The following is a 24,751-nucleotide window of genomic DNA, read 5'->3' as shown; positions in this document are numbered from 1 at the left end:
CCGTCGGGCTGACCCCGGAACTGCTTCCGATGATCACGACAGTGACGCTGTCGCGCGGCGCAATCCGCATGTCCAAACGCAAGGTGATTGTAAAGCGGCTGGCCTCGATTCACGATCTCGGTGCCATGTCCATCCTTTGCACCGACAAGACGGGCACGTTGACCTCCGCTGAAATCGTGCTCGCCAGCAGCGTCGACGCGGCGAGTGCGGAAAACCCGCGCATTGCCGTGCTGGGCGCAATTGCGGCGGATCTGGGAGGGGATCGCGGTTCTCTGGATGCCGCCCTTGTCAAAGGCAGCGTCGATGCCGCCAAAGGTTGGACGCTTTCAGGCCGCCAAGCCTTCGATTTTGCGCGACGTCTCGGCTCGGTCCTCGCAACCGGACCAGACGGGCCGCTGTTGATCGTCAAGGGTGCGCCGGAGGCGGTGCTGGCGCTCTGCACCCAGCGACGACTGGGCGCCATGTCAAGTGCAATGGGAGACAAGGAGCGGTCCGCCGCTCTGGATGGCGTGCGTAGCCTTGCCGAGAATGGTCTTCGTGCCATCGCGGTGGCCTCGAAGCCTTGGCAGGGCGCTACCCGAAATATCGATACGGCCGATGAAATCGATCTCGTCTTCGAGGGATTCTGCGCTTTCGCCGATCCGCCCAAGGCAACGGCGGCCGCTGCCATTTCGCGCCTGGCAGCGGCAGGCGTAAAGCTGAAAATTCTGTCGGGAGATGATCCCATCGTCGTCAGGCGACTGGCCGGTCTCGTCGGCTTGAAGGCTGACACCGTCTTGTCAGGCGCAGATATCGCGAAAATGAGCGACGATGCACTCGCTGTCCGGGTCCAGTCCGTCGATGCGTTCGGTCGGTTGGCGCCCGATCAGAAATCGAGGATTGTTAGGGCACTGCAGACCAAGGGCGATATCGTCGGCTTCCTTGGCGATGGCATCAACGATGCGCCCGCGCTCAAGGCGGCGGATATCGGCCTTTCAGTGGCCGGTGCAACCGGTGTAGCGCAGGCCGCCGCCGACATGATCCTGCTGGCATCCGATCTCGAAGTCGTCGCAGACGGCGTCGAAGAAGGCCGTAGAACCTTCGCGAACATCCTGAAATATGTGCGGATGGGCGCGAGTTCCAACTTCGGCAACATGCTGTCGATGGCGGTCGCATCGCTGGCCCTGCCTTTCCTGCCGATGCTTCCCGTACAGATCCTGCTCAACAACCTCCTCTATGACCTCTCCGAGATCGGCATTCCCTTTGACGGCGTACGGCCGGAGGCGACTGCGAAGCCACAGGTTTGGGACATGCGTGGCTTGCTGCGGTTCGCTGGTGTCATGGGACCCTTGTCGTCGCTGTTCGACTTTCTGACCTTTGGTGTGCTCATATACGTGTTCAAAGCCGCGCCGGAAGAATTCCGGACCACCTGGTTCCTGGAATCGATGGCCACCCAGATTCTTGTTATCTTCATTATCAGGACAAACGGCAGGCCCTGGAGGGATCTGCCACGCCCCGCGCTCGCCGCATCGTCGCTGGCTGCATTGCTCGCCGCCATGGTCTTACCGTTCACCCCACTCGGACGTTGGTTCGGCTTTGCCATTCCTCCCCTGCCTGTCGTCATCGGCGTTGGCGGGCTCGTGGCTGTTTACCTGCTCGCCGCCGAGCTGATCAAACCCTGGGCCATCAGGGACGGAGGCGCATCGCGGTTGCGTAAACCCACAGGATGGTGAAGCCTTTTCCGGTGCCGCCGGCCGCTACTTGTGAGGGCAGGGCGAGGAAGACAGGCGGCTTCAGAAAGACGCTCGACCTGAGCAGGCATCTTTACTCTTATGTCTGGAAAACCACGCGTGCCAAGCAGATTGCAATCTGCCTTCTCACCGCAATCCTTGCGCCCCTCATGATGGTTCCACTCGAACTGCAGCGCAGGATAGTCAACTACGCCGTCGTCAGCCGAAGCGTTTGGCTGCTGGTCATCCTGGGTGGGATCTATCTCACGGTCATTTTCCTTCAGGGGGCGCTTAAATATTGGCTCAATATGCTGAAGGGCCTGGCGGTCGAGGTCATTGCCCGAGATATCCGGCTCCGCATTCTCGATCGGGTATCCGAAGGCGGCGAAGATAGTGGAAAGTCCGGAACGGAGCTCAACGCCGGAACGGTCGTTTCGATGCTGGCCGCGGAAACGGAAGACGTCAGCGGTTTTGGCGGCGACGCCTTCGGCTTACCACTTCTATCCGGTGGGACGATCGTCTGCGTCTTCGGTTATCTTCTCTGGGTGGAACCGGTCATCACCATTCTTGCCGTCATTATCTATTTCCCGCAGGCATTGATCGTTCCGCTCACCCAGCAAACGATCAACCGTCTTGCACGGCTTAGAATCCAGAATGTGCGCAGCCTCGGTCGTCTTGCCATAGGTCGAGATCGAAGGGCGCCTAAAAGTCACCTGGCGCCTGGAACCGTTACGATCGACCGAATCTACCGACTGCGAATCCTGATCTATCTTCGTAAATACCTGCTCGCCGCATTCGGCAATTTTCTGGATTCGATGGGATCGGTCATCGTGCTGATGATCGGTGGCTATCTGATTATTCGAGGTGTGACGCAGATTGGTACATTGGTCGTCTTCATGTCGGGCCTTGGCAAGATTGCCGATCCCTGGGACGAGCTGATCAATTATTACCGGACGGTGTCAAACACTACGGTGGTTTATGACATGATCCTGATCCAGTTGGAGGGTGATCCTGGCCACATGCCGGTACGTGAGCAATGATTGAGCTCTGCGCCATACAGGAAGAATGCTACAGCATGTCGCCCGAAACCTGGGATCAGTTTCGGGCGACATGCTGTCGTGATGAAAGCAACTGGAAGGGCGGTTTCTATGCTCCCTCTATGCTGGCCAGAAGCGCCTTGATATCGGTGGTGGCGAAATTCGAAAACGTATCGGATACCGCATAGGGCAGCACGAGGAGATCATCGTGACGTATGGCGCCGCAGGTGTAGACGACACTGGGGACATAACTCTTCCGGTTGTCTTCGCCTATCTCGACAATCACGCCAAGATCGACTTCCACGATTTTGAGATATTCTGACGCTCGGTCATCGGCAAAATGCACCCTTTCAGGCAAGCGTGACGAAGCTTGCCGTCATCCGTCCCTTCGGGGACCTCGATCTCGACGACAAGCGCCGGACGAACATGCGTTCAGTGCGGCCGTCAGGGGAGGAACGGCCAGAAGAGTCTGGCCACTCCCGTTTTAACGTCCTGCACAGGTCCTGCGGGCCAGGTCCAGGTTGCTCCGCACGTGGCTCAACCCCACTTCATCTCGCCCTTGGCGACTTTGGAGCCGATATCGAGGGCCACGCCCATGCCGAGGCCTGGGAAACGAGCTTCCATGGCAGCCTTGAGGGCGGCGCTGTCGGCGGCCTTGACGCTCTCCTCCTCGAAGGCGAGGAGATAGGCTTTGGTATAGTCCACGGCGGCAAGGCCGGTTGCGGCATCGGGCGCCATATGGCCGGGCACCACCACGGCAGGCTTGCGGGCGGCGATCGCGTCCAGCGTCTTCACCCAGGCCGCGCGGCTTTCCCTGGTCTGCGTGTCGGCAGTCCAGACATAGACGCCGGAGAAGATCATCACCCCTCCGAACACCGCATTGAGCGACGGCACGAAGAGGTAGCGGCGGTTCGCCAGGCCTTGCTCGGCATCGACGATCTCGATCGTCTCGCCGTCGACGGACAGCGTGGGGCCATCGAAAGCCTCCGGAAGCACGATATCGGAGAGGGCCTGCGGGCCGTTTTCCTTCAACTGCGGACCCCAGACGGCAAGCTTTTTCTCCACATTGCCCTTGATGGCTTCCAGCGTCGCAGAAGCGGCGATCACCTTGGCATCCGGGAAGGCTTCGCGCACTGGCTTGAGGCTGAAACAATAATCCGGATCGGACTGGCTGATATAGATGGTGGTGAGTTTCTTGCCGCTGACCTTGATGGCCTCGGCGAGCGCGCGGCCATCCGGATAAGTGAAGCCGCCATCGATGAGCAGCGCCTCGCTGGGGCCTGAGATCAGCACCGGCGCGCGGAAAAAGCCGTTCGGGCCTGCGGGGAAGTGCTTCCAGCTGAGCTTGCCGCCGGCGGCGGCACCACTGTCGGCGGGGGCGAATACGGCGGCAGCGCCGAGGGCGATCGAGGTCTTCAAAATCTGTCTCCTTGTAAACATGGGTGACTCCTGGGGTTGCAGGTATGATCAGGCGGCGAGTTCTGCCGTCAGAAGGTCGAAGTGGCCGAAGAGCGCATCGCTGCGCAGCAAGCGCTGATTGGCACCTTCTTCGACGACCAGGGCTGGCACGCCTCCGACGCCGAACCGCGCCATGTCGGCGCGTGCCGCGGAAATCCGCCCGCGATAGGCGGCGAGAAGTTCGTCGTCAGGTGCGCTGAGCCTTTCGGCCGCTGCCGAAAAGCCTGCATCGGCAAGGATGATTGCGACAGTGGCGAGGTCTGAATTGTTGAGACCGTCTTCGTAACGAGCTCGCTGGACGGCTTTCAGCGCCGCGAGTTCATTGCCAGGCTCGGTCAAGCCGACGGCGACGAGTGCGAGTGTGGCGGGTGCGGAGTCGAACATCGTGCCTTCCGCGCCGAGCACCTGGCTGCGATAGGCCTCGGTGAAGGGCTGGCCGGTCAGGCGGGCGATCCGCTGGTCGTTCTGCCAGGCATAGTTCGCAAAGGCCTTGTCCATCGGCCGCGCGGATTCGCCGGCGAAAAGCCCGGTGGGGCTCAATTCCAGCGTCACATCGTCTAATGCTGCCAGCCGTTCGACGGCCGGACCCGCACCATAGCACCAGCCGCAAAGGGGGTCGAAAAGGTAACTGATCCGCATGTCCATCTCTCCGTCGTCATCTGATGTCGTGGAAGATAGACGCGATTGATTGTGCAATAAATGAGCGATAATAATACAAACCGTATGTTGAATACTAACAATGAGAAAAACGAACGTGGAACCCATCAATCTCAATCGTCTGGCCTATTTCGCCGCCGTGGTTGAAGCCCGTTCGTTCACCGGCGCGGCCGAGCGGCTTGGCATCACCAAGACGGTTGTCAGCCAGCAGGTGGCGCGGCTCGAGGAGGAACTGAAGACGACGCTCCTCCTGCGCACCACGCGCCGGGTGGAACCCACGGAGGCGGGGCGTCGCTTGCATGCGCGTTGCGCCCTGATCCTGCGCGATGTCGAAGAGGCGATCGATGAGATCGGCGAAGCCAATGCCGGGCCTGTCGGCACGTTGCGTGTCTCGGGGACCAACGATTATGGCACCATCACGCTGGCCCCCGTTGCCGCCCGGTTTCGGCAGAAATATCCGGCCTGCGCTGTCGAGCTCATCATTTCCGATTCCAGGATCGACCTGATCGCCAATCAGATCGATCTCTCAATCCGCGTCGGTTGGCTCGATGATTCCAGCTTGCAAGCCCGCCGCATCGGCACGTTCCGGCAGTTCCTGGTGGCGGCACCGGATTTTGCGGCACGGCTTGATGTGCGCCAGCCGGAAGATCTCGCCGCTCTGCCGCTGATCGCCAACACTGCCCTGCGCGAGCCGCTCGTCTGGAATTTCGTCAGGGGCGATTTCGACCGGCGGACCGTCACAATGCGCGAGGCTTTCTCCATCAACGCGACAACCGCCGTGCTGGAAGCCACGCTTGCCGGAGGCGGGCTGGCCGTCCTCCCGGATTTTCTCGCCGCCAATCCTTTGGCGGAAGGCCGCCTCGTGCAAATCCTGCCGGATTGGGCATTGCCGTCAGGCGGCATCTATGTCGTCTACCCCGCAGCGCGCTTTCGCCCCCAAAAGGTGACGCAATTCGTTTCGATGCTGGTGGAACATATTCGGCAACACAGTTGAAGTGATTCCACGGGGGATTTTCCTATCGCTCATTGCATGACCGATCGCAGCAATGTTTCACGTGCGGAGGTCATGTGGGTGCGACAGGCCAGTTCAATCAGCGAGACGTTGCGGCTCTGCAGGGCATCGATATAGGTGAGATGTTCGCGAATGGCGGCTTCGTTGCGTTGACGTTCGTCGCGCTTGTTCCACTGGTAGTGATAGTGGAAGATGAGCGTGATGATGTCGTAGAAACTGTCGATGAAACGGTTGGGTGAGACCGAACCGATCAACCGATGGAACCGGCTGTCGAGCTCGGAAAAATCGTGAAAGCGCTCATCGATGTCGTCAAGCAATCTGATATGGGCATCGCGCATGAGCTTGATCTGGTCCCAAGTTGGCGAACTTTCCGGCAGCAACACGAAAAGTCTGGCGGAGCGCAGCTCGAACGTTTCCCTGATTTCGGACAGCTCCAGCGCGTATTTCTGCGTGAACCCTTTGAGTGTCCAGCCTTCCATACCTTGTTCAACAAGTCCAAAACGCTGAAACCGTGACAGGAGTTCGCGGATTGGCAGTTGCGCTATGCCAAACCTTCGAGCCAGCTCGAGTTCATTGATGACTGTACCCGGCGTGGCATTGTCACGCAGCGTCCACTCCATGAAGCGTCGCTCCAGCTGCAGTGAAACTGGAACCATTTCATCCTTCGGAAATCGCAGGACTTTTGCCTTGCCGGCGGGACTTTTACGCAGCGGAAAGTCGGTGCCCACCACGCCGCATTCGGCAAGCGCCGCCAGGACTTTGCGGACGGTTGTCCGGCTCACGCGCAGGCGCGTCCGCAAACTGCTCTCCGACGGCAATTCGTCGCCTACGGCAAGCGAGGCAACGATGTCGAGGGCGTCCCCAAAGGCCCTTTCATAGATCGAATCCGTTTTCATGTGCTTGCAATTCCACGATGGAGTGGATGCCTTCGCCAAATCCAAACGCAGGGAAACTGTCGAGCCAGCGGTCGGTTCCGGCGCTATTCCTGTGACGAAGGACAACACGGAGAAATACGAACAAATGTCCGAAGGTCTGGCATTTCGCCGGCTCTTCGGCTCTCCCGGTTGCAGCCGCTCATCCGCGCCGGCGTCGTAGCTGATCAGAGAAGACGATCAGGATGATGAGGACGCCGGTGATGATCCTCTGCCAGAAGGAATTCAGGTTAAGCAGATTGGCGCCGTTGTTGATCGTCGCCAGAATGAAGGCGCCGAGCAGCGGACCATGAATGGTTCCGACGGCGCCGAACAGGCTGGTGCCGCCGATCACCGAGGACGCGATCGCCTGCAATTCCCATCCCTCTGCCTGTGTCGCATTGCCGATGCCGATACGCGATGCAAGCAGCACGCCGACAAAGGCTGCGAAAGTCGCAGAGAGGATGTATGCGACATAGATCATGAAGTTGACATTGACGCCGGAGAGCCGGGCCGCCTCGCGGTTTGAGCCGACGGCAAAGAGGTAGCGCCCCCAGCGGCTGTGGTGCAGCAAGACATAAGCGGGCACGCCGACGGCGATCACCATCCAGAACAGGCTCGGTATGCCGAGGAAGTCAGCCAGCGAGAACGAGGTGAAATCATCATTGTTGATGTTGATGGTCGAGCCATTGGTGATCAGCAGTCCGATGCCCCGCAGTGCCGTCAGTGTGGCAAGTGTAATGATGAAGGGCGGCAAGCCCATGCGTACGATGCCGAAGGCGTGAAAACCGCCGATTGCGACGCCGATCAGCAGCGTCAGTACGATCGCCAGCCACATGGGAGCGCCGGCCTGCATCAGCCAGGCGATGACCACGCTGGAGAAGCCGACGACGGCGCCTACGGAAAGGTCGATGCCGCCGGTGATGATGACGAAGGTTTGCCCGACCGCGAGGACGGCGGTCATCGACCCCTGGCGCAGCAGATTGCTGATATTGTTTGGCGTCCAGAAGCTGTTGGTCGAAAACGCCAGCAACATCCAAAGCAGGAGGAGAAGGCCCAGCAGTGTCAGCCCGAACAGGATGCTCAGTCCACGGCCGCGTCTTTTCGGAGAATCGATTGCCTCAACGCTCATTAAATTCACTCCATATATTTGTCAGGCGCCGATGGCTTCGCCAAGCACGGTTTCGTGGCTGACTGCATGATAATCGTGGCTCGCGACCAGCCTGCCGTTGCGGAAAACATGCAGATGGTCGGCCAGCTCGTAGACTTCAGGCAGGTAGGACGAGATGAGGATGATGCCCGCGCCTTTCTTGAGAAGCTCGGCAAACAGCCTGTAGATCTCGGCCTTGGTGCCGACATCGACACCGACGGTCGGCTCGTCGAAGATGAAGAGTTCGGCGCCATGGCTCAGCCATTTGCCGATAACGATCTTCTGCTGGTTGCCGCCCGACATTGCCATGGCGAGAACGCCTGGCGATGGTGTCTTGATGGCGAGATCCCTGATCTGCTTGGCGGCATTGGCGGTCTCGCGCGACCTGTCGATCGTGAGTGCCCGGCTCAGACGCTTGTAGATCGGCAGGTTGATGTTCAGTCCGATCGGCAGATTGAGGCAAAGCCCCTGGTCTCTCCGGCTTTCCGGCGCCAATGCGATGCCAAGATCCATTGCGGTACGTTCATTGTGAATCCGGACCGGTTTACCGCGCCAGCGGATTTCGCCCGACGTTGCCGGATTTCGCCCGTAAAGGCCGAGCGCGAACTCGCTGCGGCCGGCGCCGATCAGGCCATAGAGACCAACGATTTCGCCCGCACCTACCGAGAGCGAGATGTCATGGAAGCCGGCACCGGATAGGCCTTTGGCCTCCAGGATCGTATCGCCGATAGGGATCGTTTCCTTGTGGTAGATCTGCTCGATCGTGCGGTTGATCATCAGCGCGATCAGTTCCGCCTCATTGGTATCGGCGATGTCGCGCGTCCCGACATGGGTGCCGTCTCGCAGGACCGACACACGGTCCGCCAGTTCGAAGACTTCTTCCATGCGGTGCGAGATGTAGACGATCGTGACGCCATCGGCCTTCAGCCGCCGGATCAGCTTGAAAAGCTGAGCCGATTCCTGGCGGGTGAGATAGGCTGTGGGTTCGTCGAAGATGAGAAGCCGGGTACCGCGCATGGCGGCACGCGCTGTGGCGACCAGTTGCTGCTGTCCGATCGTCAGTTCGCTCAGCAGCACCTGGGCCGGAATCTGAAAGCCGAGCTGATCGAGCACGTCCTGCGCCTTCTGGCGCATCAAACCCTTCTGCAGCAGGCCGAAACGGAAGAGTTCCTCGCCGAGAAAGAGATTGGCGGCGACGCTGAGATGTGGGCAAAGCACCACTTCCTGATGGACGGCGTTGATGCCGAGCAGGATCGCTTCCTGCGGCGTCGCCAGCCCAACCGCTTTTCCGCGCCAGCGGATTTCGCCGCTGGTACGGGTAATGACACCTGTGAGAAGCTTGATGAGCGTCGATTTGCCGGCGCCATTTTCGCCGACGATCGCGTGAACCTCACCGGCCTTGAACGACATGGTCGCCGGCTTCAGAGCCTCGACGGCAAGATAGTTCTTGCGCAGGCCGACCAGTTCCAGAATCGTGCTGCCCGGCGTGATGGCGCCAAAGCCCTCGTCAGCCGACGCGGTCGAGACGCCAGCGATCTCCGATACTGCCATGCAGTTCCTCCCAGTCGTTCAGCGCACCGGCGGGGTGGCATTTCGTTGCCGTCCCGCCGGTGAGCACTCTGTCAGATCTTCGGATTCAACAGGGCGTCGATCTTCGGATCGGACATGTTGTCCTTGGTCACGAGATTGGCGCCGGTGTCGACGAAAGTGTTCACTTTCTCTCCCTTCGAAGCCGCCAGCGCAGTCTTGATGCCATCATAACCCATGCGGTAGGGATCCTGAACCACGAGACCGGCAAGCACGCCTTTCTTGAGGAAGCCGACCGTCTTTTCGTCGCTGTCGAAGCCGATCACCTTGATCTTGTCGCCCATCTTGTTTTCAGCAATGGACTGACCCACGCCCTGGGCCATGATCAGGTTGGAGGCGAAGACGCCAACCAGGTCCGGATTGGCCGTGATCAGGTCGGTCATCATGTTGAGGCCCGTGGTCGCCTGTCCATCGGCATATTTGTCGGCGACGACAGTCAGGCCGGGATATTTTGCCTTGATGACTTCCTCGAAGCCCTGATGGCGTTGGTCGAGCGAACCGACTCCCGGCAGGCTGGTGATGATGGCGATCTTGCCTTCCACTTTGCCGTTCATCTTCTTGATGGCTTCGGCAAGCCCTTCGGCGGCAATGCGTCCGCCCTGCACATTGTCGGTCGTCAGGAACGAGGTGAACGCCTTGGAATCGGCCGCAGAGTCGATACCGATGATCGGAACGGATTTTGCTGCCGCGTCGATCGGCTTGCCGAGCGCCTTGAACTCGGTCGGAGAAATGACCACTGCGGCCGGCTTGCCGGCTACCGCATTTTCCAGGATGGAAATCTGTCCGGCAATATCGGATTCAGACTGAGCGCCGAGTTCCGGCACTTTCACGCCGAGATCCTTGCCGGCGGCCCGGGCGCCAGCCAGGACGATCTGCCAATAGAACGACGTCGTATCCTTGACGATGATCGGGATCGTCACATCGGCTGCATACGAGGGCGCGGCAAGCGCAACGACCGCAGCAGCGACGCCACCCATGAAAATACGACGTGTCAGTTCAAGCGTTGATTTCCCCATGATTCTTTCCTCCTGAAGTTTTCATGAAGCAGCATACAGCGTGTCTTGATCGCCGTGCTGTTTATCGATAAACAACAAAAGGGAGGAGTTGTCAAATGCGCTGAATTTGTTTTTTATCGCCCTCGGAAAGACATGCAGATCCCTATGCTTTCACGAATGGCGGCCTGCCGCAACGGGCAAATTGACCGCGCGGCATTTGGCCCGATTTGTGAAAACAACGGCTGGCGGCATCGACTTCCCCACTTTCGACAACTTGGCTAGAAGCGACACTGCAGAACGCACATGCGTCTGGCGGATATGATCATTTGGCTCTTCTTTTGATGGACTGACGATGGCGAAGACCAACACTTTGTTCAAGAATGCCTATAATCGCTACTTGAAGAGCTTGAGAGCAGAGATGGAACTGCCGTCGGAGCCCGAAATCGCCATGCAGATTGGAGTTGGCAGGAGTACGGCGCATGCCATCCTGGAAAGGCTTGAGCAATCGGGAATCATTGTCTGGGAGAGGCACAGAAAGACGGTCCTTCGCGATCCATATCCGGGCGATTTCTTCCCCGAGGACGAAACCAATTCGCTGCACGACGCGATCGAGCGGAATTTCATGCAAACGATCCTGTCGAGCGACGCCGCACCCGGCATGCATATCAACGAACTCGAACTGGCCCGGGAGATCGGTGTCGCCACAACGTCGGTCCGAGAATATTTGATACGATTCAGCCGCTTCGGGTTGATCGAGAAGCGGCCCAACGGACATTGGATACTGAAAGGCTTCACGCGTCAATTTGCGCTCGAACTTGCGAATGTGCGCGAGATGTTCGAGCTGCATTCGGCTTTTGAGTTCGCGGCGCTACCGAAAGAGCATGCTCTCTGGGCACAGCTCGAGACTATCGAGCATGAACATGAGATCCTGTTGACTGATATAGACGATCGCTTCCGGGATTTTTCGGCGCTTGACGAGCGCTTCCATCTGCTGGTTCACCAAGCCTCCAACAACCGCTTCATCGCTGATTTCTACGATGTCATCGCAATGGTCTTCCACTATCACTATCAGTGGAACCGGGTGACGCAGAAAGCGCGCAACCGGCGCGCCATCGAAGAGCATCTGGATTATATTCGCGCGCTGAAGGATGGCGATCGCAACGCGCTCGAGACCGCGTGCCGCACCCACCTGACGTCCGCGCGCCATACATTGTTGCAGTCGGTCAAGAGTTGATCGAGCCCCTGCAAACAAGCAAGGGAAATTCCCCGGCTTGGCCGGGGAATCTTGGCTCAGGCCGCCTTGCTCATCACCGACAGCACGTCCGCGACGGTCTCGCCGAAGGAGGACGGGGTCGGAACGATGGTCACACCCGCACCCTTCAGGATCTCGACCTTCTCCTGGGCCGACTCGCCGAAGGCCGAGATGATCGCGCCGGCATGGCCCATGCGGCGGCCTTTCGGCGCCGAGAGGCCGGCGATATAGGCGATCAGCGGCTTTTTCATGTGATCGCGCGCCCAGAGTGCGGCTTCCGCCTCCTGCGGGCCGCCGATCTCGCCGATCATCAGCACCGCATCCGTTTGCGGATCGTTCTCGAACAGTTCCAGCATGTCCTTGAACGACGAGCCATTCACAGGGTCGCCACCGATGCCGACCGAGGTCGACACACCGATGCCGCGTGCCTTCATCTGACTGGCTGCCTCATAGCCGAGCGTGCCGGAGCGGCCAACAATGCCGATGCGGCCGGGCAGATAGATCGATCCCGGCATGATGCCCATCAATGCCTTGCCCGGCGTGATCATGCCGGCGCAGTTCGGCCCGATCAGGGTCATGCGATCCTCGAAGCGATATCGCCTCATGTATCGCTTGACCCTGATCATATCCTGGGAGGGAATGCCGTCGGTGATGCAGACGCAGAGCCGGATGCCGGCATCCGCCGCTTCCATGATCGAGTCCGCGGCGAATGGCGGCGGCACGAAGACGATCGAGGCGTCCGCACCGGTTTCCTGCACCGCGCCCTTGACCGTGTTGAAGACCGGCATGTCTAGATGGGTCTGGCCGCCCTTGCCGGGGGTGACGCCACCAACGACATTGGTGCCGTAACGCTTCATGTCTTCGGCGTGAAAACTGCCGATCTTGCCGGTAAAACCCTGGACGATGACGCGGGTGTTCTTGTCGAGTAGAATGGACATGTCTCGATCTCCTCAAGCAGCCTTGCTGGCGGTGTAGGAACGCCAGGCGCTGACCGCCTTGTCGGCGGCTTCGGCCAGCGTCTCGGCAACGATGATGTTCTCGCCGGACTCGGCGAGGATACGGCGGCCCTCTTCCATATTGGTGCCGGAGAGGCGGACGACGAGCGGGACGGGCACACCCACTTCGTGCAGCGCCTTGATCACGCCTTCGGCCACCCAGTCGCAACGGTTGATGCCGGCAAAGATGTTGACCAGGATCGTCTCGACATTCTTGTCGCGCAGGACTGCGCGAAAACTCTTCGCCACCCGTTCCGGCGAGGCGCCGCCGCCGATGTCGAGGAAGTTCGCCGGCTCGCCGCCGGCGATCTTGATCATGTCCATCGTCGCCATCGCCAGGCCGGCGCCATTGATGATGCAGCCGATATTGCCCTCGAGGCCGACATAGGAGAGGCCGCGATCGGAAGCGAAGGTCTCGCGGGGGTCCTCCTGGCTCTTGTCGCGCATCTCGGCGATATGCGGTCGGCGGAAGAGCGCGTTCTCGTCGAAGCTCATCTTCGCGTCGAGCGCCACGAGGTCGCCGCGCTTGGTGACCACCAGCGGATTGATCTCCAGCATCGAGGCGTCATATTCGACGAAGGCGCGATAGCAGCCGAGCAGGGTCTGCGTGGCGCGGCCGATAAGCGCATTGTCTATGCCAAGACCGAAGGCGATTTCGCGGGCCTGAAAATCCTGCATGCCGACGCCCGGATCGACCGTGGCGCGAATGATCGAGTCGGGCTCGGCCTCGGCGATCTCCTCGATCTCCATGCCGCCGGAGGACGAGGCCACGATCATGATCCGCTCTGACTTCCGGTCGAGGACGAAGCCGAGATAGATTTCGCGGTCGATATCCATCGCCTCTTCGATATAGAGCCGGCTGACCAGCTTGCCTTGCGGTCCCGTCTGATGCGTGACGAGGGTGCGGCCGAGCATGAAATCGGCGGCTTCGACGATTTCCTTGTCCGACGAGCACAGCCTGACGCCGCCCGCCTTGCCGCGCGCGCCGGAGTGAATTTGAGCCTTGACCACCCAGCGGTCGCCGCCGATTTCGCTGGCGCGATAGGCCGCCTGCTCGGGGCTGTAGGCAAGCCCGCCGCGTGGAATGTGGATCTGGTAGCGGGACAGAAGTTCCTTGGCCTGGTATTCGTGAATGTCCATTTTGTCCTCCCTTCAGCGGCCTGCGGTGATGGCGTCATGGGTGGCGAGCACGTTGCGCGCCATGCGTTCAGAGGCGGCGTCGATCATCTTGCCATCCAGCGAGGCCGCACCCTTGCCCTGGCTTTCGGCGACCTTGAGCGCTTCGATGATGCGGCGGGCGCGGTCGACCTCCTTGTCTGGTGGCGAGAAGATCTCGTTGGCAAGCACGATCTGGCTGGGATGGATGGCCCACTTGCCCTCGATGCCAAGTGCGGCGGCTCGACGGCCGGCGGCTCTAAAGCCCTCCGGATCGGAGAAATCGCCGAACGGGCCGTCGATGGCGCGCAGGCCATAGGCGCGGCAGGCGACCGTCATGCGCGACAGGCCGAAATGCCATTGATCGCCGGGATAGTCCGGGTTGAGCCCGCCGATATTGACGGTGCGGGCCTTGAGGCTTGCGGCATAGTCGGCGACGCCGAAATGCAGCGCTTCCAGCCGGCCGCCGAAGGAGGCGATCGCCTCGACATTGGCCATGCCGAGTGCGGTCTCGATCAGGGCTTCGAGGCCGACGCGGGTGTTGTAGCCCTTGGCGATCTCGATCTGGTTGACCATGGCTTCGACCATGTAGAGATCGGCGGGCACGCCGACCTTCGGCACCAGCAGCGTGTCGATACGGTCGCCGGCCTGTTCCATCAGGTCGACCACGTCGCGATACATGTAGTGCGTGTCGAGACCGTTGATGCGGACCGAGATCGTCTTGCCGCGGCCGCGCCAGTCGATCTGATTGAGCGCCTGGACGATATTGGCGCGGGCGCGCTCCTTGTCCGGCGGGGCGACCGCATCTTCGATGTCGAGGAAGATATAGTCGGCGTCCGAATTGGCCGCCTTTTCGATCATGTCGGGATTCGAGCCCGGCACCGCGAGCTCGCTGCGCTGCAGACGAAGGCGGCGGAGATGGTTGATGGTATGGCTCATGATGGTCTTCCGATCCCGTTCGTTCAGGCTGCCTTGGCGGTTGCGACGATTTTGGCGGAGCGAAACTGGTTGACTGCAGCGCCGACGCCCGAGCCAGGCTCGATCTTGACGCCGCAATCGAGCATTGCCAGTTCGGCAGCACCGAGTGCGCCCAGGACCATGACCTCGTTGAGCGAACCGAGATGGCCGATGCGGAACACCTTGCCAGCCACCTTGCTTAGCCCGGTGCCGAGCGAGGTGTTGTAGGCCCGGTAGGCCTGCTTGATGACGTCGACGCCATCAATGCCTTCAGGCAGGCGGATTGCCGAGACGGTGTCGGAATGCCATTTCGGCTCGGTTGCGCAGAGTTTCAGCCCCCAGGCGCTGACGGCAGCGCGGACGCCATTGGCGAGATGATGATGGCGGGCGAAGACATTCTCGAGACCTTCCTCGAAAATCAGGTCCAGTGCTGCGCGCAAACCGCGGAAGAGCTGCGTCGGCGGCGTATAGGGGAAATAGCCGCTGTCGTTGGTCTTGACCATATCCTCGAAGGAGAAGTAGCAGCGCATGTGGCGAGCTGTCTTGGCAGCCTCAAGCGCCTTCTGGCTGACCGACAGAAAGCCCAGGCCAGCGGGCAGCATGAAACCCTTCTGCGAGCCGGAGACGGCGCAATCGACACCCCATTCGTCCTGGCGGAAGTCGATCGAGCCGATCGAGGACACGCCATCGACGAAGAGCAGCGCCGGATGGCCGCAAGCATCGAGCGCGGCGCGCACGGCGGCGACATCGGAGGTGACGCCGGTGGCGGTTTCGTTATGCGTCACGAACACGGCCTTGATCTCATGTGCCTTGTCGGCGTCGAGGCGCTCGGCATAGAGCTCGACCGGCACGCCCGTGCCCCATTCCATATCGATGCAATCGACCTCGAAGCCCAGACGCTCGGCCATATCGACCCAGAGATGCGAGAACTGGCCGAAGCGGCTCATCAGCACATGATCGCCTGAAGACAGAACATTGGTCATCGCCGCTTCCCAGGCGCCGGTGCCCGAAGACGGATAGATGAAGACGCGGCCGTTCTGGTTCTTGAATACCTTTTTGACGTCGGCAAACAGCGGCAGCGTCAGCTCCGGATAGCGCGGCGAGCGCATGTCTTCCATCGGCAGGTTCATCGCTTGGCGAACCTGTTCGGGAATGTTTGTGGGGCCGGGAATGAAGAGGTGATTATAGCCTGACATGTTTCCTCCGATGCATGTTATCGTCCGCGAGCGGACTGTTCCTCGATGCCCAGACTGCCTCTCGGACGATTGCGGCGCCACACTCCCTCGGGCAGAAAATAATGCCGGACGGGCAGCCCCTTGGCAGCCCGAGTGGGTGGCCGATTCTGATGAGCGGGTAGGTCCGGACTATCCGGCGGGTAGGTCAGTCGGCCTTGCGCCGGCGTTCCTTGGCGTAAAGAGCAACGGCCATGGCGCGATTGCGCACCTCAAGCTTGTCGTAGAGATTCTTGAGGTGATATTTCACGGTATTTTCGGAAATGCCGGTGCGGCTGGCGATTTGCGTGTTGGTCCAGCCATTGGCGAGCATGCCTAGCAGTTCGGTCTCGCGCGAGGTCAACTGCTGGAAAGGGGTGGCCGATATTTTCGACAACACCGTATAGGGAATGCAAATCCGCCCCTTCATGACAGCGGTCAGTGTGGCAAACAGAATTTCCGGATCTTCGAACTGGTAACAGAGACCGTTGACGCCGAACCGGACCGTCTCGCTCAAGACAGACGGGTTGACGGTGTCGGCGAAGAGGACGATGCGCGGGTCGAATCCACGCCGCCCGATATTGGCAAGCACCTCGGGCGCGTCGGCGTCGTCGAGCTGCCAACTGAGCAGAACACAGTCCGTTTCGATGACGGCCAGCTTGTCACAAAGTTCGGTCGATGACCGCGCTGTCCCGATAATTTCAAAGCCGGGCTTGTCGGAAAACAGGCCGCGAAGGGCGGAAATCACCAGCGGATTTCGCTCCGCAATCAAGACCCGTCCAGTATCCATCCGCGACATGTGCCTCCCGGTGCCACAGCCGTGACACGCACCCATCTTGCGATGATCAGGACACTAACACTAGAAATTACAGGGGGTTGCCCACTCAGCGACGAAACGTGTCCTAAAATCCCCGATGCTAAAGTAATGAGCTCTCCGTTGGTCGATGCCGCACCTTGCGGAACATAGAGAGAACATATAACTCTATGCCCGCTTGTTCAGAAACACTGGAGGACGGTTGGAATGAAGGCGGGGATCGACGCGGTTATCGAAAGAGCGATCAGGGATGGCAAGATCGTCGGCACTGTCGTGATCGTCGCTGAAGACGGAGAGATCGTCTACAGCCGAGCCGCTGGTCATGCCGATCGCGAAATGGGAAAACCGATTGAGACGAACACGATTTTCCGTCTTGCTTCGGTGACCAAACCACTCGTGGCAGCCACTGCTCTGGCTCTGGTCGACAAGGGCAGGATGGCGCTTGACGATCTCGTGCGAGATTATCTTCCCTATTTCCAGCCCAGGCGGCCGGATGGGGCGGTAGGCGACATCACCATCCGCCACCTGCTGACCCATACGGCCGGCCTCAGTTATGGCGTCGATTCCGCAACCACGCCGCCCGAGCGGATGTACAACGCCGGTCTCTCCGATACGGACCTCGATTTCGAAGAGAATTTCAGCCGGCTGTCAACCTTTCCGCTCCTGGCTGCGCCGAGTACGCTCTGGTCCTATTCCATCGCCGTTGACGTTCTCGGGGCAGTCATTGCGCGGATCGAAGTGTGCAGTCTGGATGAAGCGGTGCGTCGTCATGTCACCGAACCGCTGGGGATGAGCGACACCGGTTTCTCGGTCAGCGATCTGGAGCGGCTTGCCACACCCTATGCCGATGCCGATCCGGCCCCTGTCAGGATGTCCGATCGTCATCTTGTGCCGGATAGTGAAGGCAATCTGATGACTTTTGCGCCAACCCGGCTGTTCAACCCCAAGGCTTTTCAATCCGGCGGCGCCGGCATGGTAGGCACGGCGCCGGATCTTATGATCTTTCTAGAGGCTGTTCGCCGGGGCGGAGCGCCGATCTTGAAGCCTGCGACAGCGAAGGCCGCACTTCTCAACCAGATAGGCGACATCCCGCGCCCAGACCGGCCGGGCCAGGGGTTTTCCTTTTTGGGTGCGGTGATTCAAGACCCGGTACTGGCTGGGATTCCGATGTCGGAGGGATCGGTACAGTGGGGTGGCGTCTATGGCCATAGCTGGTTCATCGATCCYGTGAAAGGTATCTCGGCAGCGATCATGACCAATACTGCGGTCGAAGGCTGCCTGGGAGCCTATCCACAAGATATCATACGGGAAATCTACGGCGTTTGATGCGGGTCGCAACGCGTAGGACCAACAAGATCTTGTAAAGCAGGAGGAGAAGTCGATGATCGATCACACAGGTATTAACGTCTCGGATATTCAAAAGTCTCGCGCATTCTACGCATCGTCGCTGGCGCCTCTGGGTTTTGCAATTTGCAAGGATTTTGGCGTGGCAGTCGGCTTCGGCGTGACCGAGGGCTACGGAAAAAGCACCGATCCAGGCGGTGAATTCTGGATTGCCGGCGGTGCCGTTCAGACCCCCCGCCCCCATGTCGCATTCAGTGCGGAAAGCCGTGCCCATGTTGACGCCTTCTACGAGGCAGCGATTGCGGCAGGCGGCCGCGATAATGGCGGTCCCGGCCTGCGCCCGCGATATCACGACCACTATTATGCGGCCTTTGTGCTCGACCCGGATGGTTACAATATCGAAGCAGTTTGTCACCGGGCACCGTGATCGCACTATTCATGTTTTCTATTGCCGATCGAGCACGCCTAATTTGCCGCAATTGACGGCTCGATCTTGGCGACCGATAAATATCCGCTCGACGATTTGAGCGATTGCGCTCTGGAGCATCTGGATGGCGTGCGCATGAACGAAAGCGAGCGTTTGGCGATCATTGCGAGTGCCGTGGCGGCATACAATGAGAGCAATCGTCAAAAGGCAAGACAGCTTTGCGAAGCGGGTCTCAATCGGTTTCCAGGGGATCCGCAACTCTCTCATCTTCTGGCGGCGGTGTTGTTTGCGGACGAGGATTTTCCCCACGCCAGGGAGAAAATAGAGACCAGTCTCGCCGCCCAGCCGAGGAACGCGCCAGCCCTGATCCTCGCGAGCAAGATCTCTCGCGCCGAGGATAAACTGGATGCGGCATTGATGCAGCTTGAGAAGGCGGCAAGAATAGAATCCCGGTTGGAGATTCTGGTCGAGAAAGCCCGAATCTACGATCAGATGGGCGACGGGCCGGCTGCGCGCGATGCCTGGAGCGTGGTTCTCAATGCCCATCCGACGTCCCGGGAAGCTTTGAAACGCCTCAGCGGTTTGGCGAGAGAAAGTGGTGCCCTCGCTGAAGCCGAACAACTGCTCGAACGTGCCATCGCGCTCGAAGACCATCCTGGAATCTGGTTTGATCTGGCGCTCGTGCGGCACGATCTCAGGAAATTCGACAGCGCAGCCGAGGCCTACCGGCATGTGCTCGACCTGAACCCGGATGCGCCGGAGGCTGCGGTCAACCTGGGTGTCGTCTTGCAGGAGGCGGGCAGAATGGATGAAGCCATGGCGGCGTTTTCAAGAGCCTATGCACTGGACGCCTCCACGTTCGGAATGATTGCCATGGCTCTCACCTCAGCACCCCACGGTCGGCTGTGGCTCGACGAGGCGATTTTGCGCCAGTTATTGGTGAGCGGCGCGGCCGCGCCTGGCTCGAAATCGCTTGCGATAGACGCCCGGCGTTGAAAGCACGGCTGCAACCGTCTCCGCATAGGCAGCCTGCCGCTCAGCATCCAGCTCCTCAAAAACAAGCTCGGGCACAGTGCGTGGAACCGCAAAGCATTGTGCAACGGGCGTTCCACGCGCCAGCACGCCTGAGAATTCGGGCTCTGTCCAGATCGCTGGGAAATTGATCCCGCCGTCGGTGAACCGGTCGGAATCGACAAGGCCGGTGACAAGCCGGAAGGGGAGGTCGGCGCGATTGACAGGATGTGTCGCATAGAGCGACCAGCCGTCATCGACCTGGATTGTCCAAAAGCTGTTGAATTTGATCGCTGCCTGACCGGCGATCTCGAACGGACTGCCAGTCAATTGCGCCGGCGTATGAAAACTCAGCGGTGCGCGCGGATGTTTCTCGGTCAGCGGCGACGGAATATCCCAATTCCATGAGAACACCCCTTTGTCGACAATCACGTCGCAAGGCAAAAGGATCATGAAGCCGTATGCCATCGCGTCCACCACGGGAGGGCACTGTTTCAACGTGCGTATGTCGCGGCCGTGAATTGCCGAATGGGCGGTAGCTGGCATGGCGCGCAACCAGTCCGGCAACGCGCCGCGCGCCAGAATGGGCCGCGGCAAATGTTCGGCCAGGATCGGGTCACATCGGAATATGATTCGCATAATGCCCCCTGCGGCGCTCTCTGTGGTATCTTCAGCGGCCAAGCTCATTGTCTCCGCCGTCGGTAACCTACTACGAGATTTATCGCTCGCGAAGCCAGCGTAGCCGTTTTCGCGCAGCGGTGAATCAACGGTTTTGATGAGAGAAAGCTTATCACTGGGCTCAGCGACGATGGTCAGGCATTGAGACGGCGTAAACCATTGTGATTCCGATCGAAACTCGCATCGTCCGAAGGAATTCGATCAAGATGATGCCGCCAGAGCTGCGCTTTGTCCTCCCTTTGCTCATGGCGATACGCACGCGTTTGTCCGGGGGTGACCAAGTTTTCGCAATGCGGGAACCATGTTGCGTCGCAGCGAACGAAGCTGAAATACCATTCCTGATATCGGCGTCAAATATCATACTTTTGGAAATTCATTCTATATTTCTTGACAAGCTAAACATGTGATGTACCTTCAAGCTCGGTCGACCGATAGACCAACCCGGGATGAAGAGGAGAGTGTCTTGGGTATATTCGCAAGTTTCCTTTCGACGGTTCCGATCCAGAAAGTGCATGGTTGCCGCGTTCGAATGTGACGCAGACTGCGTCCGCTCGTCTTAAGCCAGTGAGTATTCGTCTTGATCGGAGAATCAGTGATGAAGCAGGTTATCGAATACCAGGGGGTCCCGGTTGGAGTTCTTCTTCCACGTGACGGCTGCCTTGCCTTCATGGCAGTGAAATTCGATGTCATGGATCTCGATGGGAAAATCTTTTCGTCGGCCGCCGAGGCCCGTGAAGCCATCAGAGCCCATGTGACCCACAGCGTTAGAGCGGCAGCCTGAAAACGAGTCCTGTCATCTGCGCCAGTTGACATGCTGATGTGGCCCGCGGTCGCGCAAACCCTCATTTGAGCAGAATCCTGCCGACTTTCCCGACTATCAGACGGGCAAAAGGGGTCGCAGGTGGACGGCAAATATTGAACTCATCCTAACCACCGTTCCCCGAGTCAGTTTTTGGACAGCAACTGGTTGACGCGTGCGCGACGATAAGCGTCTGGGATCGACAAGGCCCAAATGAACAGTCCACCGGCATGCCGGCCGACAAAGCTCTGATTCGGGGTCGTCGTCATATAGGTCAGGATCGAAAACAGCACGACGAACAGCGCGAACGTTAACCCGCGTCTGGCCTCGCCGATGCTGACATGGCCCGCGCCCGGCAATATGATTGCCAGGAAAAAAACGAGGTAAGGGTTCAGCGGTTTTGACATCATATCCTCACGCGGCTTCAGATTGGGTGATTTCCGCAAACTGCGCGACGCGCGCCCGGAGTTCCTGTGCCGTTGCAATGGCTTGCCGGATGTTTGCAAGCGGCACGGTCTGCACTGCAAACCGTGCCTGGCGCAGCAGCATGTGCGCCTTCCGATCCCCTTCCGCAGCCTGAATCATGATCCGCGTTGCCGCTGGCGTGACGAGGACTTCCTTCACTGCCGGATCGATGAGAGGGGAGGCGATGCATTGCCGCAAATCGCCGAACTTTGGATCGTCCGCAATCTCGGTGCCGCGCATGAGAAGCGGAACTCCGATATCCGACGGCGCCAGCCAATGGGGTAGTTCATGCACAGGTGAATAGAATTCCGAGCCGGTGGGGCGCGAAAGTGCCCCGATCGACGGCACGTTGCGGCTTTCCAATTCGTAGAGCGTGACCCGCAACCAGAGTTGAGGCAAGCGGCGTGCGACCAGCGTATCGACGCAGAGCTCAATTCTCGCCGGTGTGCCATCGCTGATCGTGCCGGAGACGCTGGGGAAATGATCGGGAGTGACAGCATATTTCACGTCGCGCAGGATCTGCCCGGCTTCATCCAGCATCGACCGGCGAACGGCCAATGTCAGCCTGTGCTCACGGACGGCGCGCGCGGCAAGCCAGAAACAGGCAAGCAGCGAGAAGGCCAATACCAGAGAGTTCACTATCGCATTGCCCTCCCGCCAGAAAACAGGAAGGCGGCCGATGGGCCGCCTCCCAACCTCATCAATAACCCTGCGGCCTTGGCCAGGGCATGGTGAACTGGTCGCCGCGCTTGACATATCGATAGCGCCTGAAATGGAACCACAGCGATGCGATGATGTAGAAGCCGACCATGGCAATCAGCTGCGTGCCATAGCCCAGGAACACTGCGACGTAGGCCGTCGAGCACAGCAGCAGGAGCACGATCGTCGGCAGCGGGTGCAGCGGATGCACGTAGCCGCGCTTGATGCTGCCGAGTGGCCATTTGTTGCGGAACATCACCATGTTGAAGGTCATGAACGTGTAGCCCAGGAGGCCCGAAAGGATCGAGAAGGTGACCACCTGGTCGAGCGGCGCGCCGAGCGCGAAGATCAGCGCGATCGGCACGAGGAAGACGATCGAGCGATAGGGCGTCCGATAGACGGGGTGCACGGCGCCGAACCAGATCGGCAGGTAGCGGTCGCGGCCCATCGAGAACCAGGCGCGCGAGGCATCGTTGATGCATCCGTTTGCCGAAGCCAGCGTCGAGAACATCGTGCCGATGAACAGCAACACCATGAGGCCCTTGCTGCCGGTCACGCGCGCGGCGTCGAAAAGCGGCGTCCCGGATTGCCCGAGATATTCCCAGGGGATCAGACCGGAGCAGACATACCAGGTCATGGTCGCGGCGATCAGCAGCGTCATGATGCCGGCCATGGTGCCGTAGGGCAGTGAACGCGCCGGCGAGCGGACTTCCTCGGCCGCCTGGCAGGTGCCTTCGATGCCGAGATAGTACCAGAGCCCGAAATGGACGGATGCGATAATGCCGACCCAGCCATAGGGCATCGGATCCGTGGTGACGGCCGAAAAGTCGAGCGCGACTGCCGAACCGCCAAACTGGACGACCAGGAAAAGCGCAATAATGGCCAGAAAGGCGATTGCCGTGATGACCAGGTTGAAGTTCAGCGTCGCCAGCACGCCGCGATAATTCAGCCAGGCGAGGAACATGATGGAGAGGATGATAAAGGGCTGCTGATGCAGGCCGGTATGGCCTTGCAGGCCCGCCACCGTGTCGAGCAGGAAGCCGATGGTGATGGCATTGCCGGATTCGAGCATGGTATAGGCCATGACCAGGAAGAGGCCGACATTGAAAGCCATCAGCGGGCCGACGATGTGCTTGGCCTGGGCATATTGGCCTCCGGCGGCTGCCACGGTCGAGGTGACTTCGGAGTCGATCATGGCGACGCAGGTGTAGAGCAGGCCGGCCACCCAGCAGGCAACCAGTCCGGCGATCATCCCGCCTTTGCCGATCGAGAAATTCCAGCCCATATATTCGCCGACGAGCACGATGCCGACGCCAAGCGCCCAGATGTGGGCCGGGCCGAGAACGCGCAACAATTGCAGTCGTTGCGGCTGTGCGGTGGTGGAAGTGGTGTTCGCCATGTTCCGCCCTCAGATCACGTGACGCTCGGCCGCAGCCTCGATCTCGCCTTCGCGCGATGAGGTCAGCAGATCATTGTCGTAAGTCGCATCGACGCGCACCATGTCGTAGAGCATCGCCGCAGCGAAGATCGCCGACAGTGCCCAGGCGGTATATTCCAGGATGGTCCAGATATCCATGATGCCCTCCTACTTCTTATCGTCGCCGAAGCGCTCCGCGATGACGTCCCGATATTCCCTGTCGGAAAGCTTCACGATCAGGATGAAATAGCCGATCACCAGCACCACCATCACAGCGAGCGCCGCCCAGCTGAACGAATAATCGAAGCGTGCCGTGACGATGTCATTGGCCGCCGCCGGGTCCGTGACGCCAAGGGCGAGCCATTGCTGTTGCTCGGTGGCATTCTGACCAAGCGCCTCCCAGGTCGGATTGGCGATCGGCGCCGGCGTCTTGGAGGCGCCCGCGAGGCCAAGATAGAGCGGCACGTAAAGTGCGCCAACGGTCAAAACCAGAAGAGTCAAGACGTCGAAAATCTGCGCAGCGAGACCCTGCTGCGGCGGTTTATAGGCCATGGTGTTGTCCTCCTAGAGCAATTCCAGCACAAGTACGAAGCGGGTTCGCGTGCAGAATTGCATAAAAACAAAGAGATAGAGCATATCGGGCGGCTCGCTTTCACCCGGAGATGCTCTAGCGCCGACGCGCCCGCATTTCGTCCAGGTGCTTCAGGTCGAGGCCGTAAATGAAGTGTTTGTCCTCGGTATAGTGCTTCAGCATGGCGACGATCGCAGCCGTGTTGAAGATCAGGACGAGCGCGCAGAAGACTGCCAGGATCGCGCGGATGGCCGGAACCGAAACATAGGGCCAGATGGTGAAAAGTGCGAAAAGCATCGTGCACCAGAGCACGACGATGAAAACGATCAATCCCAGACGATCGCGCGAATGCATCCTGTCGATGCGTTGCGCTAGGTCCTCCTGCACAGCGCCTTCGCTTTGCGTAACCATGCGTCCTCCTCCCAGAGCCGAGTGGTTAT

Annotated in this window: 27 protein-coding genes; 8 read left to right on the top strand and 19 right to left on the bottom strand. The window is 59.7% G+C overall.

Features of this window, described 5'->3' with window-relative positions; translation table 11 throughout:
• The coding region (locus AC1D06_RS23155) for an HAD-IC family P-type ATPase (RefSeq protein ID WP_477988156.1) at positions 1-1,712 on the top strand (1,712 nt) is incomplete at its 5' end.
• The gene (locus tag AC1D06_RS23150; protein WP_477988154.1) at positions 1,706-2,749 is read left to right on the top strand and encodes an ABC transporter transmembrane domain-containing protein; all 1,044 of its coding nucleotides are present in this window, start codon (positions 1,706-1,708) and stop codon (positions 2,747-2,749) included. The genes AC1D06_RS23155 and AC1D06_RS23150, both read left to right, overlap by 7 nt.
• 106 nt (positions 2,750-2,855) lie before the next feature.
• Here AC1D06_RS23150 and AC1D06_RS23145 read toward each other — a convergent pair whose 3' ends face one another.
• The 3 genes from AC1D06_RS23145 to AC1D06_RS23135 all read right to left on the bottom strand — a co-directional run bounded on the left by AC1D06_RS23145 (position 2,856) and on the right by AC1D06_RS23135 (position 4,843).
• Positions 2,856-3,050, bottom strand: a complete 195-nt coding sequence (locus AC1D06_RS23145; RefSeq protein WP_477876297.1) for a hypothetical protein — start codon at positions 3,048-3,050, stop codon at positions 2,856-2,858.
• A 233-nt stretch (positions 3,051-3,283) separates the two neighbouring features.
• Positions 3,284-4,186, bottom strand: coding sequence for an MBL fold metallo-hydrolase (locus AC1D06_RS23140; protein WP_477988153.1), 903 nt, complete (start codon positions 4,184-4,186; stop codon positions 3,284-3,286).
• Between the two features lie 27 nt (positions 4,187-4,213).
• The gene (locus AC1D06_RS23135; RefSeq protein WP_477988152.1) at positions 4,214-4,843 is read right to left on the bottom strand and encodes a DsbA family protein; all 630 of its coding nucleotides are present in this window, start codon (positions 4,841-4,843) and stop codon (positions 4,214-4,216) included.
• A 115-nt stretch (positions 4,844-4,958) separates the two neighbouring features.
• On the opposite strand from AC1D06_RS23135, the gene AC1D06_RS23130 reads away from it, so the two are divergent.
• Entirely contained in the window at positions 4,959-5,855 is an 897-nt protein-coding gene (locus AC1D06_RS23130; protein ID WP_477876398.1) for a LysR family transcriptional regulator, read from the top strand.
• A gap of 29 nt (positions 5,856-5,884) precedes the next feature.
• Here AC1D06_RS23130 and AC1D06_RS23125 read toward each other — a convergent pair whose 3' ends face one another.
• The 4 genes from AC1D06_RS23125 to AC1D06_RS23110 form a co-directional block, all read right to left on the bottom strand.
• Entirely contained in the window at positions 5,885-6,769 is an 885-nt protein-coding gene (locus AC1D06_RS23125; protein ID WP_477876300.1) for a GntR family transcriptional regulator, read from the bottom strand.
• 178 nt (positions 6,770-6,947) lie between these two features.
• Positions 6,948-7,916 (bottom strand): ABC transporter permease, encoded by a 969-nt coding sequence (locus tag AC1D06_RS23120; RefSeq protein WP_477988151.1) that lies wholly within the window; start codon positions 7,914-7,916, stop codon positions 6,948-6,950.
• Between the two features lie 21 nt (positions 7,917-7,937).
• Positions 7,938-9,485: a sugar ABC transporter ATP-binding protein gene (locus tag AC1D06_RS23115; protein ID WP_477988150.1), complete on the bottom strand. Its 1,548-nt coding sequence runs from the start codon at positions 9,483-9,485 to the stop codon at positions 7,938-7,940.
• A 71-nt stretch (positions 9,486-9,556) separates the two neighbouring features.
• On the bottom strand, positions 9,557-10,537 hold the full coding sequence (locus AC1D06_RS23110) for a substrate-binding domain-containing protein (RefSeq protein WP_477988149.1): 981 nt from the start codon (positions 10,535-10,537) through the stop codon (positions 9,557-9,559).
• 331 nt (positions 10,538-10,868) lie between these two features.
• On the opposite strand from AC1D06_RS23110, the gene AC1D06_RS23105 reads away from it, so the two are divergent.
• Positions 10,869-11,750 (top strand): GntR family transcriptional regulator, encoded by an 882-nt coding sequence (locus AC1D06_RS23105; RefSeq protein WP_477876305.1) that lies wholly within the window; start codon positions 10,869-10,871, stop codon positions 11,748-11,750.
• Between the two features lie 56 nt (positions 11,751-11,806).
• Here AC1D06_RS23105 and sucD read toward each other — a convergent pair whose 3' ends face one another.
• From sucD to AC1D06_RS23080, 5 genes are all read right to left on the bottom strand, one after another.
• Positions 11,807-12,706, bottom strand: a complete 900-nt coding sequence (sucD, locus tag AC1D06_RS23100) for a succinate--CoA ligase subunit alpha (RefSeq protein WP_477988147.1) — start codon at positions 12,704-12,706, stop codon at positions 11,807-11,809.
• Positions 12,707-12,718: 12 nt separating this feature from the next.
• Entirely contained in the window at positions 12,719-13,903 is a 1,185-nt protein-coding gene (locus AC1D06_RS23095) for a malate--CoA ligase subunit beta (RefSeq protein WP_477988146.1), read from the bottom strand.
• Between the two features lie 12 nt (positions 13,904-13,915).
• A complete protein-coding gene (locus AC1D06_RS23090; RefSeq protein WP_477988145.1) occupies positions 13,916-14,857 on the bottom strand; it encodes an HpcH/HpaI aldolase/citrate lyase family protein in 942 nt (313 codons plus the stop codon).
• A gap of 23 nt (positions 14,858-14,880) precedes the next feature.
• A complete protein-coding gene (locus tag AC1D06_RS23085; RefSeq protein ID WP_477988144.1) occupies positions 14,881-16,071 on the bottom strand; it encodes an aminotransferase class V-fold PLP-dependent enzyme in 1,191 nt (396 codons plus the stop codon).
• Between the two features lie 184 nt (positions 16,072-16,255).
• Positions 16,256-16,885 carry a LuxR C-terminal-related transcriptional regulator gene (locus AC1D06_RS23080; RefSeq protein WP_477988143.1) on the bottom strand — a complete coding sequence of 210 codons (630 nt, stop codon included), beginning with the start codon at positions 16,883-16,885 and terminating at the stop codon, positions 16,256-16,258.
• Between the two features lie 222 nt (positions 16,886-17,107).
• On the opposite strand from AC1D06_RS23080, the gene AC1D06_RS23075 reads away from it, so the two are divergent.
• From AC1D06_RS23075 to AC1D06_RS23065, 3 genes are all read left to right on the top strand, one after another.
• Positions 17,108-18,226, top strand: a complete 1,119-nt coding sequence (locus AC1D06_RS23075) for a serine hydrolase domain-containing protein (RefSeq protein WP_477988142.1) — start codon at positions 17,108-17,110, stop codon at positions 18,224-18,226.
• Positions 18,227-18,281: 55 nt separating this feature from the next.
• Positions 18,282-18,671 carry a VOC family protein gene (locus AC1D06_RS23070; protein ID WP_477988140.1) on the top strand — a complete coding sequence of 130 codons (390 nt, stop codon included), beginning with the start codon at positions 18,282-18,284 and terminating at the stop codon, positions 18,669-18,671.
• Between the two features lie 66 nt (positions 18,672-18,737).
• On the top strand, positions 18,738-19,667 hold the full coding sequence (locus tag AC1D06_RS23065) for a tetratricopeptide repeat protein (protein WP_477988138.1): 930 nt from the start codon (positions 18,738-18,740) through the stop codon (positions 19,665-19,667).
• Here AC1D06_RS23065 and AC1D06_RS23060 read toward each other — a convergent pair.
• Entirely contained in the window at positions 19,605-20,363 is a 759-nt protein-coding gene (locus AC1D06_RS23060; protein WP_477988137.1) for a hypothetical protein, read from the bottom strand. The genes AC1D06_RS23065 and AC1D06_RS23060 overlap by 63 nt on opposite strands.
• A gap of 592 nt (positions 20,364-20,955) precedes the next feature.
• Between AC1D06_RS23060 and AC1D06_RS23055 the strand changes: the two genes are divergently transcribed.
• Complete coding sequence (locus AC1D06_RS23055) at positions 20,956-21,141, top strand: hypothetical protein (RefSeq protein ID WP_477876315.1); 186 nt, start codon at positions 20,956-20,958, stop codon at positions 21,139-21,141.
• A gap of 164 nt (positions 21,142-21,305) precedes the next feature.
• Here the strand turns inward: AC1D06_RS23055 and AC1D06_RS23050 are convergent, their stop codons facing one another.
• The 6 genes from AC1D06_RS23050 to AC1D06_RS23025 all read right to left on the bottom strand — a co-directional run bounded on the left by AC1D06_RS23050 (position 21,306) and on the right by AC1D06_RS23025 (position 24,722).
• Positions 21,306-21,566: a hypothetical protein gene (locus AC1D06_RS23050; protein ID WP_477988136.1), complete on the bottom strand. Its 261-nt coding sequence runs from the start codon at positions 21,564-21,566 to the stop codon at positions 21,306-21,308.
• A gap of 7 nt (positions 21,567-21,573) precedes the next feature.
• Positions 21,574-22,263 (bottom strand): hypothetical protein, encoded by a 690-nt coding sequence (locus AC1D06_RS23045; protein ID WP_477988135.1) that lies wholly within the window; start codon positions 22,261-22,263, stop codon positions 21,574-21,576.
• Between the two features lie 61 nt (positions 22,264-22,324).
• Positions 22,325-23,722: an APC family permease gene (locus tag AC1D06_RS23040; protein ID WP_477988133.1), complete on the bottom strand. Its 1,398-nt coding sequence runs from the start codon at positions 23,720-23,722 to the stop codon at positions 22,325-22,327.
• Between the two features lie 9 nt (positions 23,723-23,731).
• The gene (locus tag AC1D06_RS23035; protein ID WP_477876400.1) at positions 23,732-23,899 is read right to left on the bottom strand and encodes a hypothetical protein; all 168 of its coding nucleotides are present in this window, start codon (positions 23,897-23,899) and stop codon (positions 23,732-23,734) included.
• A gap of 9 nt (positions 23,900-23,908) precedes the next feature.
• Positions 23,909-24,292, bottom strand: a complete 384-nt coding sequence (locus AC1D06_RS23030) for a hypothetical protein (RefSeq protein WP_477988131.1) — start codon at positions 24,290-24,292, stop codon at positions 23,909-23,911.
• Between the two features lie 115 nt (positions 24,293-24,407).
• Positions 24,408-24,722, bottom strand: a complete 315-nt coding sequence (locus AC1D06_RS23025; protein WP_477988130.1) for a hypothetical protein — start codon at positions 24,720-24,722, stop codon at positions 24,408-24,410.
• Positions 24,723-24,751: the final 29 nt, after the last annotated feature.

The sequence above is a fragment of the Rhizobium sp. P2_G2 genome, assembly GCF_056403555.1.
The sequence above is the reverse complement of the archived record's forward strand: the minus strand, read 5'-3'. Positions and strand labels throughout refer to the sequence as shown.

Coding starts and splice junctions, on each gene's coding strand:
- AC1D06_RS23150 (WP_477988154.1), top strand. CDS start 1,706: ATGGTGAAGCCTTTTCCGGTGCCGCCGGCCGCTACTTGTGAGGGCAGG.
- AC1D06_RS23140 (WP_477988153.1), bottom strand. CDS start 4,186: ATGTTTACAAGGAGACAGATTTTGAAGACCTCGATCGCCCTCGGCGCT.
- AC1D06_RS23135 (WP_477988152.1), bottom strand. CDS start 4,843: ATGCGGATCAGTTACCTTTTCGACCCCCTTTGCGGCTGGTGCTATGGT.
- AC1D06_RS23125 (WP_477876300.1), bottom strand. CDS start 6,769: ATGAAAACGGATTCGATCTATGAAAGGGCCTTTGGGGACGCCCTCGAC.
- AC1D06_RS23120 (WP_477988151.1), bottom strand. CDS start 7,916: ATGAGCGTTGAGGCAATCGATTCTCCGAAAAGACGCGGCCGTGGACTG.
- AC1D06_RS23115 (WP_477988150.1), bottom strand. CDS start 9,485: ATGGCAGTATCGGAGATCGCTGGCGTCTCGACCGCGTCGGCTGACGAG.
- AC1D06_RS23110 (WP_477988149.1), bottom strand. CDS start 10,537: ATGGGGAAATCAACGCTTGAACTGACACGTCGTATTTTCATGGGTGGC.
- AC1D06_RS23105 (WP_477876305.1), top strand. CDS start 10,869: ATGGCGAAGACCAACACTTTGTTCAAGAATGCCTATAATCGCTACTTG.
- sucD (WP_477988147.1), bottom strand. CDS start 12,706: ATGTCCATTCTACTCGACAAGAACACCCGCGTCATCGTCCAGGGTTTT.
- AC1D06_RS23095 (WP_477988146.1), bottom strand. CDS start 13,903: ATGGACATTCACGAATACCAGGCCAAGGAACTTCTGTCCCGCTACCAG.
- AC1D06_RS23090 (WP_477988145.1), bottom strand. CDS start 14,857: ATGAGCCATACCATCAACCATCTCCGCCGCCTTCGTCTGCAGCGCAGC.
- AC1D06_RS23085 (WP_477988144.1), bottom strand. CDS start 16,071: ATGTCAGGCTATAATCACCTCTTCATTCCCGGCCCCACAAACATTCCC.
- AC1D06_RS23080 (WP_477988143.1), bottom strand. CDS start 16,885: ATGTCGCGGATGGATACTGGACGGGTCTTGATTGCGGAGCGAAATCCG.
- AC1D06_RS23070 (WP_477988140.1), top strand. CDS start 18,282: ATGATCGATCACACAGGTATTAACGTCTCGGATATTCAAAAGTCTCGC.
- AC1D06_RS23055 (WP_477876315.1), top strand. CDS start 20,956: ATGAAGCAGGTTATCGAATACCAGGGGGTCCCGGTTGGAGTTCTTCTT.
- AC1D06_RS23050 (WP_477988136.1), bottom strand. CDS start 21,566: ATGTCAAAACCGCTGAACCCTTACCTCGTTTTTTTCCTGGCAATCATA.
- AC1D06_RS23040 (WP_477988133.1), bottom strand. CDS start 23,722: ATGGCGAACACCACTTCCACCACCGCACAGCCGCAACGACTGCAATTG.
- AC1D06_RS23035 (WP_477876400.1), bottom strand. CDS start 23,899: ATGGATATCTGGACCATCCTGGAATATACCGCCTGGGCACTGTCGGCG.
- AC1D06_RS23030 (WP_477988131.1), bottom strand. CDS start 24,292: ATGGCCTATAAACCGCCGCAGCAGGGTCTCGCTGCGCAGATTTTCGAC.
- AC1D06_RS23025 (WP_477988130.1), bottom strand. CDS start 24,722: ATGGTTACGCAAAGCGAAGGCGCTGTGCAGGAGGACCTAGCGCAACGC.